The sequence below is a fragment of the Psychromonas sp. L1A2 genome (genome assembly GCF_009828855.1).
Classification (GTDB): Bacteria; Pseudomonadota; Gammaproteobacteria; order Enterobacterales; family Psychromonadaceae; genus Psychromonas.
On the sequence record NZ_WUAG01000001.1, the window covers coordinates 2,364,832 to 2,379,676 of the forward strand.

Here is a 14,845-nt window from a genome sequence, read left to right on the forward strand (position 1 = left end):
TACTATATAAAGCAAAGAGTCTCATACGGGCTTGTCCAACACTCAGATAAGGTGTCGGCTGCGCGACACCTATCCTTATTTGTTATACCTAAATTTGGTTCACCACTGCGAGGGCATCTATATTGTATGTTTTTTCTTTAATAAACTCTTTTATCATTACCCTATTCTTAGAAATTATACTTGACCAACGGATGTTCCATGAGTTGTAAGCGTGCCATGAATAGCCAACACGATGTTCTCGACACATCGAGGTCATAGATCTTAATGTTGCATCTAAATATACTTTCTCAATCGATGTCCCCTTAATTTCTAAAATACTAGATAAATATATCAACCACCTAGCAAGGTGCTCATATTGTTCCCAAGCATTATTTTCACTAGTTAGTTTACGTTTAGATTCGATAATTTGCCCCAATGCCCGAACGACTTCAGGATGCTCTATGCTTTTACCAATAGCTCCGATAGAAGATATAATTTCGTAAAATGCATTTTCCATTTTTAGAAACGATGGAGTGAAATAAGCGCTTTGGAAAACTACTTTTCTAATATTTTCGATTGAGGATTCAGTGCATTTTTCAGCCTCAGGAAGGTACATATTCAAATTAACAAAAAAATCATTTACTTCCAGCGAATCCATAACGCGAATACCGTAACAATGCGCATAATAGTCTTTTACTGATTGATCGACAGCATTTCTCGAAACTAAGAAAATATTTGCACCAATTACATGGTCTCTAGAAAAACCTTTATAGTCGTTAATAATTGATTTTAGATTGGCATCACCTAATGAATACCCAAGAATTACAACCGTATTTTCATGTAATACAGTACTAAGTTTCTTTGAAAAATAAGAGTTTGTATTCATAAATTTAAAATAATCGTCTGAAGTTACGACCATGTTTTCAGGAGACTCTATAGATCCATGTACATGGTAGACTTTCACTTGTGTTGAAGAGCGTGGAATTGGCAACCCAGGAGTTATAGACTGACACCTCTCTGACCCAGCCAATTTTTCAGCTAATTTATCATAATTTGTAGTAACAACACGGACAGATTTTGTAGACAAAAATTGAGAAATTGCAGAATTATTCCCTTTAATTTCAACTTTTGAAATTATCTTAGACACTTCATCGTGAAGATTTTTATGATTGCTTAACAGTTCTATAGATAAAACTTGTGCAACTTCCTCTAAACTCAGTGGGTTTTTTCCATTTTCGGGAAATAGAGCTAATTTTAAGTCTTTACCTCTAGGTGTTAACAAACAGATTTCTTCGAGTAATCCTTGCCAACTTGGAGCTTCATTCAAGCTAACTGCTTTAGAAAAACCAGTACCAGTAAATAAACATAATCTATTTGATACAGCGGCATATGCAATTTCAAAATACTCGCTCACTCTGACTCCTTAGGTATAACGCCTTGCTAAGCGGATAAAAACAGTTGGTTAAAATCGCGCAGCGATAACCAACTGTTTTTATTCCGTTTAAGCAACTTGTTGAACGAAGCCGCTGTGCGGCAGAAAAACAAAATACCAATAACGTTCATACTTATATTTATATCACTTTTCGGTGATATCTAATAGGAGTATAAGCGATGAACACCTCAGAGCAACAACACTTTAATCTTTTATATCAACAGCATTTGACCAACCTAACACTGCAAGGCATGAGACCTGCCACGATTGATGCCTACTCTCGTGCAGTACGTAGGATAACTACCTTTTTTGACCGCACACCTGACACATTAACCAAAGCAGATTTAAAGTGTTACTTTGCACAACTCATTCAAACTCACTCGTGGAGTACCATTAAATTAGACCGAAATGGATTACAGTTTTTTTATAAACATACTCTCGATAGACAGTGGGAATGGCTCAATATTGTCAAACCACCACAAGTAAAACGCATTCCCGACATCCTCACGCCACAACAAATTGGACTGATAATTAGCCACACTCGTGCATTGCGTTATCAGGTGTTTTTTCTTGTTTTGTACAGCATGGGATTACGCTTAAGTGAGGCCCTTGATTTGACGGTGAACGACATTGATAGCCATACCATGCAAGTGCATATTCGCGAAGGTAAAGGAGGTAAAGACCGTTTACTCCCTTTACCCAAACGAACACTTTCTGCATTACGTTGCTATTGGTCAACGCATCGTCATCCGCAGTTGTTATTTCCAAGTATTGGTAAAAACACACAAGTGCCGATGGATAAAGGCAGTGTGCAGAAAGCGTTGAAAAAAGTGATGACTGAATTGGGTATTAATAAATCTATCAGTCCACATTCATTACGACATTGCTTTGCAACTCATCTCTTAGAGCAAGGTATTGACCTACGCTCCCTGCAAATACTATTGGGACATCACAGCCTGAATACGACAGCGAAATACACACAACTCACTCCACTCAAACAAAAAGATAATGTCACCGCCTTGAACCAGTTAACCGAAAGGTTATCAATTCAATGGGAGGCATCATGAGCCAATTTATTGCACTACTTGAGCGCTATCAAGCACAACTGGAGCAACAATATGGTGGATTGTTGAATCAAGATATTCGTCGCGCTATCACTGATATGCTGCACTGTAAAAACGATGTAAATCGAACGACCCAATGGCATTGTGGCCATTGTCAGCATGACCAACAACTCCCAGCATCTTGTGGGAATCGAAGTTGTCCACAATGTTTGCATCAAACAACTTCAAATTGGTTAGCTAAACAGACCGATAAACTATTACCCGTACACTATTTTATGGTCACCTTTACGCTACCCTATCAATTGAGAGTACTGGCTCGTCAACACCCCAAAGCACTGTATCAATTGATGTTACAAGTGACGGCGGGCATATTAAAAGACTTTGCCAAGCGAGAGAATAAAGGCAGTTTAGGGTTTACTAGCGTATTACACACGCATAATCGGCGACGTGAATGTCATCCTCATGTGCATATCATTGTGCCCTGCGGACGTTACGATACGACAAAGAAACAATGGCACAAAAGTGATGCAAAATATCTGTTTAATGAATTTGCACTCGCTAAAGTATGGCGGGCAAGAGTCATTGATGCGATTAATCACAGCGCTGAGTTAACCATGCCCACTGACACGCCTAAAAAATGGATGGTCGATTGCCGTAAGGTCGGATTTGGTGCCTCTGCTTTTAAATACTTATCACGTTATCTGTATCGTGGCGTGTTACCCGATAAAGACATTATTAACCTCTCCGAGGAAATGGTCACATTTAAGTATAAAGAAAGCAGCACTAATATGACTAAAGAACGTACTTTACCTGTGCTCGAATTCTTATGGTTAATCTTACAACACGTGTTACCAAAAGGTCTGCAGCGGGTGAGGGATTATGGGTTTTTAAGAGGTAATGCCAAACAACTGCGACTACAAATATTGCTGATATTGGGGAGCGACATAAGCACAATGGCGACACCAGTAAAACGCAAGCGTGCTATCTGTATTTGCCCATGCTGTCACCATGAAATGCATTTTATGGGCTTAAGTCGACTGAGAAACTAATGCGTGAAAACGTACGGTCTTAAACAGATCATTGACACAAATAAAAGATTAACAAGCCAGAGAGGTGATATGGCATTCAACATATAAAATATAACATACTGATATAATTGAGGTATCAATTTTATATTAGCGAGACTCGCCTTAAAGAAAGTTGAATTATTGAGCCAGCCCAAAACCCATTCCACTATTTACTATATAAAGCAAAGAGTCTCATACGGGCTTGTCCAACACTCAGATAAGGTGTCGGCTGCGCGACACCTATCCTTATTTGTTAGTTTTGACTAGTAACATAGTTCCAAAGCATCAGTATTTTTGATTTCATTACATTCAGGTAATAATTTGTCAAATTCACTTTCTATTTTTACTTTACTATCAATAAGTGTTTTTTCCATCGCATGCAAGGACAGAAATAAATAATTAATTTTATGACTTGTAACGCCATTATCATTCAAATGTGTAATTAGTTTTCCATTTTTAGCATTGTAAGTTGAAATTAGATCTGGAAGATTTAAAGACTCTGATGATTTTATGTAGTGTGTGATCTTATCTATATCATTAAAACTTAGATAAGGCTTATATATTTCATAGAATGACAAAAGTGACTTTGTATGCTGCTTCAATGGAAACTGAACCAATGAACTTATTTGAGATGTAGTCTCTTCATTTTGGTTAAGAAATATTTTCCTACTGTTTTCATAGTCAAACAAAGGGGTCTGTTTGGCTAATAAGTCATACTTTTCCCATAAAAAAGCATACTTAATTGCCTCTACATCATTTAATATTCTTCCATAAATCATTCGTTTTGCTTTTATAGTTTCAATTTTGGATTTTTTAGCTTGCTGGTCTTCATGATACATTACATAGCCATTTGCTATACCAGCTACTAAAATAAGAAGTAAAAGGCTAACCCCGAAATTATTAAGTCTCCCATTTTCTGTAGCACTACCAAATAGTGCAACAATCGCTATAACGACAGAGACAGAATAAATAATTATTTTTAATGTAAACAAATCTAATTTCCTTAAATTTTAAAAACTAACGCCCACATTAAGCGGACTAAAATAGTTGGTTATAATGTGTAGCGAAGCGAAACCTAACCAACTGTTTTAGTTCCGTTTAAATTGACTTGTTATGTAGCTACAAATGTAACTCAATGAAGCCTTTTTTAATATCATAAATGAGATGTTTGGTCATGGAGAATTGAGGGTCATTTTCGTTAAAATGCTGTTTAATCAGATTTTGATACTCGTTCACGGACATACCATTAGAAACATACTTATTAATGTTATAGCCAGAACAGTTTTCTTTACCTTCAAACTTTAAATTACTGCCTCTACGAGTGGAAGCTCCTGTAAATTTAATTTTAAAGTGAAAGTACTCCGACAAATCTATGCCAGCAATATTGGTATGATCGATTTTCATTTACCAAACTCCCTCAGATGCTACATAACGCCCAATTAACGGGCTAAAAATAGTGGGCTAAAATGGAGCGAAGCGAACAGCCCGCTGTTTTTAGTCCTGTTGAATTGCTTGTTGAACGAAGCCGCTGTGCGGCAGAAAAACAAAATACCAATAACGTTCATACTTATATTTATATCACTTTTCGGTGATATCTAATAGGAGTATAAGCGATGAACACCTCAGAGCAACAACACTTTAATCTTTTATATCAACAGCATTTGACCAACCTAACACTGCAAGGCATGAGACCTGCCACGATTGATGCCTACTCTCGTGCAGTACGTAGGATAACTACCTTTTTTGACCGCACACCTGACACATTAACCAAAGCAGATTTAAAGTGTTACTTTGCACAACTCATTCAAACTCACTCGTGGAGTACCATTAAATTAGACCGAAATGGATTACAGTTTTTTTATAAACATACTCTCGATAGACAGTGGGAATGGCTCAATATTGTCAAACCACCACAAGTAAAACGCATTCCCGACATCCTCACGCCACAACAAATTGGACTGATAATTAGCCACACTCGTGCATTGCGTTATCAGGTGTTTTTTCTTGTTTTGTACAGCATGGGATTACGCTTAAGTGAGGCCCTTGATTTGACGGTGAACGACATTGATAGCCATACCATGCAAGTGCATATTCGCGAAGGTAAAGGAGGTAAAGACCGTTTACTCCCTTTACCCAAACGAACACTTTCTGCATTACGTTGCTATTGGTCAACGCATCGTCATCCGCAGTTGTTATTTCCAAGTATTGGTAAAAACACACAAGTGCCGATGGATAAAGGCAGTGTGCAGAAAGCGTTGAAAAAAGTGATGACTGAATTGGGTATTAATAAATCTATCAGTCCACATTCATTACGACATTGCTTTGCAACTCATCTCTTAGAGCAAGGTATTGACCTACGCTCCCTGCAAATACTATTGGGACATCACAGCCTGAATACGACAGCGAAATACACACAACTCACTCCACTCAAACAAAAAGATAATGTCACCGCCTTGAACCAGTTAACCGAAAGGTTATCAATTCAATGGGAGGCATCATGAGCCAATTTATTGCACTACTTGAGCGCTATCAAGCACAACTGGAGCAACAATATGGTGGATTGTTGAATCAAGATATTCGTCGCGCTATCACTGATATGCTGCACTGTAAAAACGATGTAAATCGAACGACCCAATGGCATTGTGGCCATTGTCAGCATGACCAACAACTCCCAGCATCTTGTGGGAATCGAAGTTGTCCACAATGTTTGCATCAAACAACTTCAAATTGGTTAGCTAAACAGACCGATAAACTATTACCCGTACACTATTTTATGGTCACCTTTACGCTACCCTATCAATTGAGAGTACTGGCTCGTCAACACCCCAAAGCACTGTATCAATTGATGTTACAAGTGACGGCGGGCATATTAAAAGACTTTGCGCAAGCGAGAGAATAAAGGCAGTTTAGGGTTTACTAGCGTATTACACACGCATAATCGGCGACGTGAATGTCATCCTCATGTGCATATCATTGTGCCCTGCGGACGTTACGATACGACAAAGAAACAATGGCACAAAAGTGATGCAAAATATCTGTTTAATGAATTTGCACTCGCTAAAGTATGGCGGGCAAGAGTCATTGATGCGATTAATCACAGCGCTGAGTTAACCATGCCCACTGACACGCCTAAAAAATGGATGGTCGATTGCCGTAAGGTCGGATTTGGTGCCTCTGCTTTTAAATACTTATCACGTTATCTGTATCGTGGCGTGTTACCCGATAAAGACATTATTAACCTCTCCGAGGAAATGGTCACATTTAAGTATAAAGAAAGCAGCACTAATATGACTAAAGAACGTACTTTACCTGTGCTCGAATTCTTATGGTTAATCTTACAACACGTGTTACCAAAAGGTCTGCAGCGGGTGAGGGATTATGGGTTTTTAAGAGGTAATGCCAAACAACTGCGACTACAAATATTGCTGATATTGGGGAGCGACATAAGCACAATGGCGACACCAGTAAAACGCAAGCGTGCTATCTGTATTTGCCCATGCTGTCACCATGAAATGCATTTTATGGGCTTAAGTCGACTGAGAAACTAATGCGTGAAAACGTACGGTCTTAAACAGATCATTGACACAAATAAAAGATTAACAAGCCAGAGAGGTGATATGGCATTCAACATATAAAATATAACATACTGATATAATTGAGGTATCAATTTTATATTAGCGAGACTCGCCTTAAAGAAAGTTGAATTATTGAGCCAGCCCAAAACCCATTCCACTATTTACTATATAAAGCAAAGAGTCTCATACGGGCTTGTCCAACACTCAGATAAGGTGTCGGCTGCGCGACACCTATCCTTATTTGTTAGCTGTATATTGCACCAGACCAAAGCCATTGAGTATCTTGGTTTTCGGCTGAACTAAACTCAGGGTAATAATACCCACCGCCTTTTTCAGTAGAACCCCATAATACAATTTTGTCAGAAAAAAGATCAGATAAAAACTCTACCACTTCAGATGCCGCAGATTCAGCTTGTTGCTGTTTATTCAAAGACGCATCGTGACAACTAATATGCACGTGAGTGAACTTACCAATAAAAATTATAAATTCATCACAATCATCTTGAATTTCTACAACTCCAAATTCAGCACATTTAGGCGAAATTGAAATCAGGAATTCCTGAGCATTTAAATGAAAATTATTATTTGGAAATTCAGATTCCACTTTTTTAACTAGTGCATCGAAATACACGCTACTTCCTTATACAGCTAACAGCATATTAACTTACAAAACACCGTATTTCAGGAGGAAATATGGCACCAATTAATAGATTAAAAATAGATTTATATTACGTTAATTCAACAGTAAAACAAGAAATTACAATTGAAAGATAAAGTTTACATCATGCAGAAACACGACAATCTGCAATAATTACGGTGGAAATACGGCAATGTCAAAAAATGCAGTTGATGAAGATACAAGTGAGAGAAGCCTGAAAATATCAAAGTCTAAGGTGCTATGTGCCTCATAACGATATAGAGACTCAATAGAAAGAAGTAATTCTCTTTGCCTCTTTCTGAGTTAGCCACAACAAAGCGCTTTTCAGGCATAAAAAAACCCGCAAGCTTATATGGTAAAAGCATTGCGGGTTTTCTCGTACCTTGTCGGTACTTAATGTGGCGGAGAACAAGAGATTCGAACTCTCGAATGTAACTAACCAACATAAAAATTATTAAAATCAATAGGTTAATGATAACTTGATTTACGAGATTGTACCACTAATTTGTACCCTAAATGTATTTATAACTATGTATATAACTCCTCCCTACAATTCATCAAATTTAGGTTATTATATGTAAATAACTCATCAATTTTTATTAGGTAATAATGTCAGAACTACTTTTTAACGATGCTAAATTTGGAACTTGGAAAGAAACTCATAACTTCGATAATTGTAAATTAAATCGTAAAGAATACGGTGAATTTATATGTGATTATATTACTGGAGAAAAAGACGGGTTCGTACTCAATTTAAACGGTGCTTGGGGGGCTGGCAAAACAGAATTTCTTAAAAGAATATATACGCACCTCATAACACAAAGGCACCCTGTTATATATATAAATGCATGGGAAAGCGATTTATCTAAAGAGCCTTTAGCAGTCGTAATTAGTGAATTATTAGGACAACTATCTAGATTAGTGAAAGGCATTGAAAAAGAGACTTCTGTACTCAATACAAAAATTCATATAGAAAAAATAATGAAAGGATTAACAATAGGATTAGCTGGTCTGGCTTCAATAGCTACAACAGGCACGCCTACAATAGGTGCTACAGTGGTATCTACAATGTTAGAAAGCGAGCCAACAAAGTATATTGATACGATAGTAAACGAATACTCAGAACAAATGGATGCAATAAAAGCTATAAGGGACTCTCTTTCTGAGCTTGCAAAAATATTAAACGAAACTTACTTCGCTAATATCCCTGTTGTCATACTACTCGATGAGCTGGACCGCTGCCGCCCCACTTATGCAATTGAGATGTTAGAAGTAATAAAGCATTTCTTTAAAACAGATAATATGGTTTTTCTTGTTGCAACAGATACAGAACAGTTATCGCACTCTATTAAAGCCGTTTATGGACAAGGCTTCGAATCTAAAGATTATCTTAAAAGGTTTTTTGATAGAAAAGCAACATTACCAGAGCCTGATATAGAGCGTTACTTAAACGCTTATACAATAGACTATTCAAAATATTCTAAGTTAAACTTATTCCCACTTATGGAACGACAATCAATTGAAGTATCAGTCAACAAAAGTGTTGCTCTCCTATCTAAAGCATACAACTTGCATATAAGAGATATTGATCAATTAATGAATAAATTTGAATCTTGCTTACGTTTAGCCTCTAACGCATCTAAACAACAGTACATAAATATCCTCGCTTTACTTGTAGGACTAATTGAGCACGACAAGTCAGAGAAGACGTATGATGAAAGAACTAACTTTAACTCGCCAGAAATTTTGATTAATAATGCAAACTATAAAATATCAAATGATCTCACATTACAAAAATACATAAAGATATCTATGGATAGTATTACGGCTACAGAAACAAATAATACAGATAGAATTGGTCAAACATTTACGAAAATTAGCTTTATAAATATAAGAGATCTTAGAGCGTCTATAACTTACGAACACAGTGACATCTATCAAAATTTTATTGAAGGCAGTGCTAAAAATATACAGTTTTCATCTGAAGATAATAAAAAGAATTGTAAGTACTGGGTATGGGAGGACATGAAACGAGCAATAGAGTTAGCTGGAACTTTAGAATAGCCTTTATTGTATCCATTAGGTATACCCAAATGACTACGGTCAAAGACTGATCAAACAGTACCCTTTAGGGTTGATTTTATATATTGGGTACAGTAATATTTGTGACCTCTTAAAACCAAACGGGTACATCAAGTGACAAGTATAGCTTACCTTAGAGTCTCAACTACTGAGCAGAACACAGACCGCCAACTTAATGAAACAGGTATCTCTTTCGATAAAACTTTCATTGATAAATGCACTGGTGGTTCAACTAAGCGCCCAGCACTAAACGAACTTAAAGAATATGTTCGTGAAGGTGACACTATCCATGTCCATAGTATTGACCGCCTAGCGAGGAACTTAGTTGATTTAAAGCAGTTAATTAACGACTGGAACAATCAAGGTGTTAGCGTGAGGTTCCATAAGGAAAACCTAAGCTTTAACGCTGGTGGTAGTGACCACATGTCAGAACTAATGCTGAATATGCTAGGAGCAGTTGCTCAATTTGAATTAGCAATGATTCAAGAGAGACGTCAAGAAGGTATTGAGAAGGCTAAAGCTGAAGGGAAATACAAAGGGAGACCAGTCAACGAGACAAACCACCAGCGTATTTCAGAGTTAAGATCTCTGGGTGTTTCTTTAAGAAAAATAGCAAGTCAGGTTGGTGTATCTCTTTCCACTGTACAAAGAGCTTTAGGTAAATAGAGTTTACTTAAGCATTCATTTCAAGTGCATGAGGTTTACATAATTTCATGCTCTCAATTAATCTAAATCAACTCTTACAACCCCCCTATTTTTAAAATTAGTTGCACTTTGTTGACTATTTCGCATTGTTACCTTTTGACAAAAATATAATATAAAGCTTTGTTATCAGTACTTTACATGGATATTAGCTACTGTTAATCTGCGCACCGTCAAACATCATTAAGTTTGCAGATAACAATATAATTACTCAATTAATACATAAGGAAAAATATGAAAACAACAGTAGAAACTAACGAAATAGTAAAAGCATACATTAGTGCTTCATGCACAGTTCAAGCTCAATCAGGTGGTTGGGGAGCAGTATTAATACGTACAAATAAACGCATAGAAAGATATGGCTCAATGGCACATACCACTAGTAACCAAATGGCCTTAATTTCTGCGATTAAAACTTTAGAGATAATTAAGAAAAATAATTCAAATAAGAAGATACACATCACTACTATTAGTAAATATGTTATTGAGGGTATTACACAACATATTAAAAACTGGAAACTTAAAGAATGGAAAACTAGTACCAAAAATCCAGTATTAAATAAAGACCTATGGATCCAATTGGATGAGTTGAACCAGTCTATGGATATAAATTGGATAAGAGGTGATAGAGGACAAGGAGAGCTTGCTAAAAGTGAAGCTTTAGCTAGAGATGCTAGAGCAATAAAGAAACACTAAGAATCAAATCAATAAGGAAAGAACAAATGAATAGTAATAAACATATAGAGTCACACAACTGTACTGAATGTGGCTACGCTAACATTAATGAATCTGTAGACTTATGGTCTCTCTGCGGCTGTTGCTCATCTTATATTATTTCAGATATAGAGGTCTTAGCGATGGATACTATAGACGAAGCTAACAGAACTATTTAAAACCTAGTTAATTAAAACCAACCTTTTTTAAATAACCAATTGCTTAACCATAAAAAATTAACTTTTTAAAAACACGTTTTGTATAAAAGGAACTAAACGATGCAATCGTCATGGGCGTACCAATGCCTCACCCCTCCCCCCTATGCTCTCCTACAGCACAACGATAGCCTCAAGGTTTAAATGAGGAGTTGACCACTGCCGTCATACAGCACATAGGCACACCGAGACACCTTGACGTTTGATTGTAGTTATTTATCGGCAGTAGTTGTAACGCGTGGAGGTAACAAGGAGAAGACCCTAAAAGGAAGTCACAAATAAATTTAGACTACACCAAAGACACAACACAAAAAAACATAAACCCAATAATATCAGCATCTTAATTGGCTTTCATGACAAATAACTGGGTATACACCTTATATTACCCTATATTTTGATGTATAGCCTCGTCCATAATTATAATAACAAGAGGAATAAACACCCAAATGGAAAGTAGAAAAATAGCACTATCAGCAATCAATGCAGAAGATAAAAGATACCAAGTGAGAGACCCGAGGACAGCCCCATACGGTGAAAAAGAAAACCAAGATCGTGCATCTAAGGATCATATTAAAGGCATTATTAAGACCCTTAGCGATAACAAAAGGGCTAGGCTTGCTCCCATTGAAGTAATAGAAGACCTTAATAACAAAGAACAATATATCATTGTGGATGGATTCCATAGATACGCGGCTTATTCCAAGATCAAAGAGAGAACCAAAGGAGGCCGCTATAAACAAATCACAGTAAAGGTATACACTGAAGGCGTGCCGCTTGAAAGAGCTCTAACAATCAACACAGAGCACAACGCGTTACAGTTAACGAATAGCCAAAGGGATGAGCTAAAATGGCAGCAATTCCTTAATCTAATGCAGCGGGACAAAGAGCCAAGTAAGAAAGAGACTGTAAAAATATTAGGTCTAGCTGAATCGACCATAGGTACTTGGCGTAAACTCAGAAGACAAATTATTGAAGCAGGATTCTTTAAGAATGGAAGCAACGTATCCAAACACCCTATCACAAACCTACCAATGCTTAAACCAAGCCGTGACGAGTTAAAAAAACACACTGACTGGACAATGCCTGAAGACTCCGAGGAGACGGAAGGAGCATTAGCAGAAGAAGACCAAGAGACAGCTTATGAAATATTGAAGAAAGCAAATAAAGCAATAGAGTCAGGCAAACTAGGCATGTTCATAACACACTTCTGGGGTAAACCTGTTGATGAGGTAGACCTTACCATGAGCAGCGAAGATCTTAATAAAAAAATCATTGAAGAGCGTTTTTAAACATAGCTAAAATAAACAAATATTAACGCTAAAAACCACCAGCAGTAACACAGAAAGAAATCTAAAAGTTAATAAGCTGGTGGGATATTGCGCTAGGTATTAACTAATAAGTAAGTAGACCGATGAATGTACAAAAGCGGAGTATCATCAGAATAACAGCTTATAATCTAGTTAAATCAAGACGAGGAACTCGATCAATTACTTTCTTTTTAATCGTTAGTTCAACCGTACCATAAGACGCTCCCACCCCCTTTGGCGAGTGCCCAGTAATAGCATCACTAATAGTGTCAGAAACCTCTAAACTACGCATTATAGTTTTAAAGGTATGCCTAAAGGCATGAAAGGGTTGCTTAGTAGAGACCCCTAGTTCCTCTACCACATTGCTCCACCATTTGGATAAATAGGATGATTTTGATTCATATTTATTTTCTTTAAGGTCTGGAAATAAACGACCTTGAGAAGCTTCCACATATTCAAGAAAACCTAATTCAATAAGATGTTCAGGAATTGGTAGATGCCTTAAAGAGGAGTTTGATTTAACACTCTGCCTCTCACCCCTACGAATATTGAAATAATAAATCCCATTTTGATGTTTAACAATATCTGATTTATCAAGCTGTGCCATTTCTTCAATTCTTGCACCAGTATATCTACACATTAATGGAGTCCAGTAACAAGCCATTCCATAAGGTTTATGAGCATTCGCATCTTTAAACACATCAGCACTAAATATCAACTCTACTTCAGCAGTTGTATAGTCTTTAGCTTCGTCACACTCTAATTTTTCCTTAGCTTTAGGGGGTTTCACTCCTATAACAGGATTCGTATTTATTAAACCTAATTCAACAGCAAAACTAAATACTGGAGATAGTTTCTTCAATCCGTTTTTAACAGTAGTAGGACTAATCTTTTCAAGCCCTTCTTTTTTAACTTGCTCAATCTGTTTTAATAAAGGAAGACTTCTGATTGATTTTGTTTTTAACTTTGGAAGTTGTAACAAAGTATTTCTGCACTCTACGATATCAGCTCGACTCACCTCACTCACATCAATATCACCAATAATATCAATAAGTCGATTCATCTGTAGACCAGTTTCATCCAAGGTTTTCATCTTTTTACCATTGAGAAGTTCTGAATCTTTATAACGCAGAAATACATTAGATAATGAGTTTTTTGTCTTTATAAGATTTGTAGGATTTGTAACCTTACCTACTGTCCCTAGTGAGTTAGATAAAGGTTCTTTAGCTATAGGGTTGATAATCGGGTTATAACCAAAGTCACGCTCATGACGAGCTCTACATAAGGCTTCTATTCGATAGACATAATCATAAAACGCTATCACTAGAAGTCTGAATGAATCACTGATAGGCGGGATTACTAAACCATCACGATCTAGCTGGTCAACAATAAAACCTTTCAGACCATCAGAAAGCTCTTGAAATTCATCTTCAGTAGCTTGTACAACATCACGACCACGTATTGAAAACGTATCAGATAAACCGAACACATGGAGACGCTCCTCCGCACCCCTTACCTTATCCTTATAAACATAACGCTCATACTTTAGGAAACTAGCATAATCACCAGATGTATCGACCTCGGACTCAACGCGCTTATACCAACGCTCTGCAATAATTGCGCAGTCTCTCACGGTGAGTTCAATTGAGGGTTCTATTGATAGCTTCAACTTAGCTAAAGCGAGTTGGTTATTAGCATCTTCAAGATACTTTCCAAAAGACTGTTTTGCTTCTGCTAAGTTCTTAGTTCGTAAAGAGGACTTAAAGACTGTTTTTCCAACAAAGGGTATTAACGCTTTTGGAACAGCCATTCTGAAATAGTAAACACCAGTTTTAGGATGTTTGTATGGGGAAGTCATAATACTCATTTGTACCTACGCTTTGTACCTGTAGGTAGTTACATTTGATGTGCTAAGCCCCTGTTCTTCAAGAGGTTCCCGAAGTACGGGGGCTCAACGAATGTGGCGGAGAACAAGAGATTCGAACTCTCGAAGGGTTGCCCCTTACACACTTTCCAGGCGTGCGCCTTCAGCCACTCGGCCAATTCTCCG

12 protein-coding genes, 1 tRNA gene and 1 pseudogene are annotated in these 14,845 nt (G+C 37.1%); 8 read left to right on the forward strand and 6 right to left on the reverse strand.

The features are described from left to right. Positions 1 to 88 precede the first annotated feature (88 nt). Complete coding sequence (locus GQR59_RS09990; protein WP_160062111.1) at positions 89 to 1,393, reverse strand: SIR2 family NAD-dependent protein deacylase; 1,305 nt, start codon at positions 1,391 to 1,393, stop codon at positions 89 to 91. A gap of 197 nt (positions 1,394 to 1,590) precedes the next feature. Between GQR59_RS09990 and GQR59_RS09995 the strand changes: the two genes are divergently transcribed. Continuing rightward, positions 1,591 to 2,478 (forward strand): site-specific integrase, encoded by an 888-nt coding sequence (locus GQR59_RS09995; protein WP_160062107.1) that lies wholly within the window; start codon positions 1,591 to 1,593, stop codon positions 2,476 to 2,478. Further along, the gene (locus tag GQR59_RS10000; RefSeq protein WP_160062109.1) at positions 2,475 to 3,524 is read left to right on the forward strand and encodes an IS91 family transposase; all 1,050 of its coding nucleotides are present in this window, start codon (positions 2,475 to 2,477) and stop codon (positions 3,522 to 3,524) included. The genes GQR59_RS09995 and GQR59_RS10000 overlap by 4 nt, the downstream gene beginning before the upstream one ends. 281 nt (positions 3,525 to 3,805) lie before the next feature. Here GQR59_RS10000 and GQR59_RS10005 read toward each other — a convergent pair whose 3' ends face one another. Continuing rightward, positions 3,806 to 4,534: a hypothetical protein gene (locus GQR59_RS10005; RefSeq protein WP_160062113.1), complete on the reverse strand. Its 729-nt coding sequence runs from the start codon at positions 4,532 to 4,534 to the stop codon at positions 3,806 to 3,808. Between the two features lie 127 nt (positions 4,535 to 4,661). Continuing rightward, positions 4,662 to 4,946, reverse strand: a complete 285-nt coding sequence (locus tag GQR59_RS10010) for a hypothetical protein (protein WP_160062115.1) — start codon at positions 4,944 to 4,946, stop codon at positions 4,662 to 4,664. A gap of 209 nt (positions 4,947 to 5,155) precedes the next feature. Here GQR59_RS10010 and GQR59_RS10015 point away from each other — a divergent pair, with 209 nt between their 5' ends. Continuing rightward, positions 5,156 to 6,043, forward strand: coding sequence for a site-specific integrase (locus GQR59_RS10015; protein ID WP_160062107.1), 888 nt, complete (start codon positions 5,156 to 5,158; stop codon positions 6,041 to 6,043). After that, a pseudogene (locus GQR59_RS19000) lies at positions 6,040 to 7,090 on the forward strand (IS91 family transposase). Before GQR59_RS10015 ends, GQR59_RS19000 begins: the two are co-directional and overlap by 4 nt. 271 nt (positions 7,091 to 7,361) lie before the next feature. On the opposite strand, the gene GQR59_RS10025 reads toward GQR59_RS19000, so the two are convergent. After that, a complete protein-coding gene (locus GQR59_RS10025; RefSeq protein WP_160062117.1) occupies positions 7,362 to 7,748 on the reverse strand; it encodes a hypothetical protein in 387 nt (128 codons plus the stop codon). A 636-nt stretch (positions 7,749 to 8,384) separates the two neighbouring features. Here GQR59_RS10025 and GQR59_RS10030 point away from each other — a divergent pair. The 4 genes from GQR59_RS10030 (at position 8,385) to GQR59_RS10045 (ending at position 12,777) form a co-directional block, all read left to right on the forward strand. After that, the gene (locus GQR59_RS10030; RefSeq protein ID WP_160062119.1) at positions 8,385 to 9,839 is read left to right on the forward strand and encodes a KAP family P-loop NTPase fold protein; all 1,455 of its coding nucleotides are present in this window, start codon (positions 8,385 to 8,387) and stop codon (positions 9,837 to 9,839) included. Positions 9,840 to 9,971: 132 nt separating this feature from the next. Further along, complete coding sequence (locus tag GQR59_RS10035; protein ID WP_160062121.1) at positions 9,972 to 10,523, forward strand: recombinase family protein; 552 nt, start codon at positions 9,972 to 9,974, stop codon at positions 10,521 to 10,523. A 270-nt stretch (positions 10,524 to 10,793) separates the two neighbouring features. Then, positions 10,794 to 11,255: a ribonuclease H family protein gene (locus tag GQR59_RS10040; RefSeq protein WP_160062123.1), complete on the forward strand. Its 462-nt coding sequence runs from the start codon at positions 10,794 to 10,796 to the stop codon at positions 11,253 to 11,255. A gap of 679 nt (positions 11,256 to 11,934) precedes the next feature. Next, on the forward strand, positions 11,935 to 12,777 hold the full coding sequence (locus tag GQR59_RS10045; RefSeq protein ID WP_160062125.1) for a hypothetical protein: 843 nt from the start codon (positions 11,935 to 11,937) through the stop codon (positions 12,775 to 12,777). Positions 12,778 to 12,937: 160 nt separating this feature from the next. Here the strand turns inward: GQR59_RS10045 and GQR59_RS10050 are convergent, their stop codons facing one another. Together GQR59_RS10050 and GQR59_RS10055 are read right to left on the reverse strand one after the other, a co-directional pair. Then, the gene (locus GQR59_RS10050) at positions 12,938 to 14,662 is read right to left on the reverse strand and encodes a site-specific integrase (protein ID WP_160062127.1); all 1,725 of its coding nucleotides are present in this window, start codon (positions 14,660 to 14,662) and stop codon (positions 12,938 to 12,940) included. 94 nt (positions 14,663 to 14,756) lie between these two features. Beyond that, positions 14,757 to 14,844: transfer RNA gene (locus GQR59_RS10055), tRNA-Ser, on the reverse strand. Position 14,845 lies beyond the last annotated feature (1 nt).

What these genes read in the sequence shown, in the direction of transcription:
- GQR59_RS09995 (WP_160062107.1), top strand. Translation starts at nt 1,591, where the DNA reads ATGAACACCTCAGAGCAACAACACTTTAATCTTTTATATCAACAGCAT.
- GQR59_RS10000 (WP_160062109.1), top strand. Translation starts at nt 2,475, where the DNA reads ATGAGCCAATTTATTGCACTACTTGAGCGCTATCAAGCACAACTGGAG.
- GQR59_RS10010 (WP_160062115.1), bottom strand. Translation starts at nt 4,946, where the DNA reads ATGAAAATCGATCATACCAATATTGCTGGCATAGATTTGTCGGAGTAC.
- GQR59_RS10015 (WP_160062107.1), top strand. Translation starts at nt 5,156, where the DNA reads ATGAACACCTCAGAGCAACAACACTTTAATCTTTTATATCAACAGCAT.
- GQR59_RS10030 (WP_160062119.1), top strand. Translation starts at nt 8,385, where the DNA reads ATGTCAGAACTACTTTTTAACGATGCTAAATTTGGAACTTGGAAAGAA.
- GQR59_RS10040 (WP_160062123.1), top strand. Translation starts at nt 10,794, where the DNA reads ATGAAAACAACAGTAGAAACTAACGAAATAGTAAAAGCATACATTAGT.
- GQR59_RS10045 (WP_160062125.1), top strand. Translation starts at nt 11,935, where the DNA reads ATGGAAAGTAGAAAAATAGCACTATCAGCAATCAATGCAGAAGATAAA.
- GQR59_RS10050 (WP_160062127.1), bottom strand. Translation starts at nt 14,662, where the DNA reads ATGAGTATTATGACTTCCCCATACAAACATCCTAAAACTGGTGTTTAC.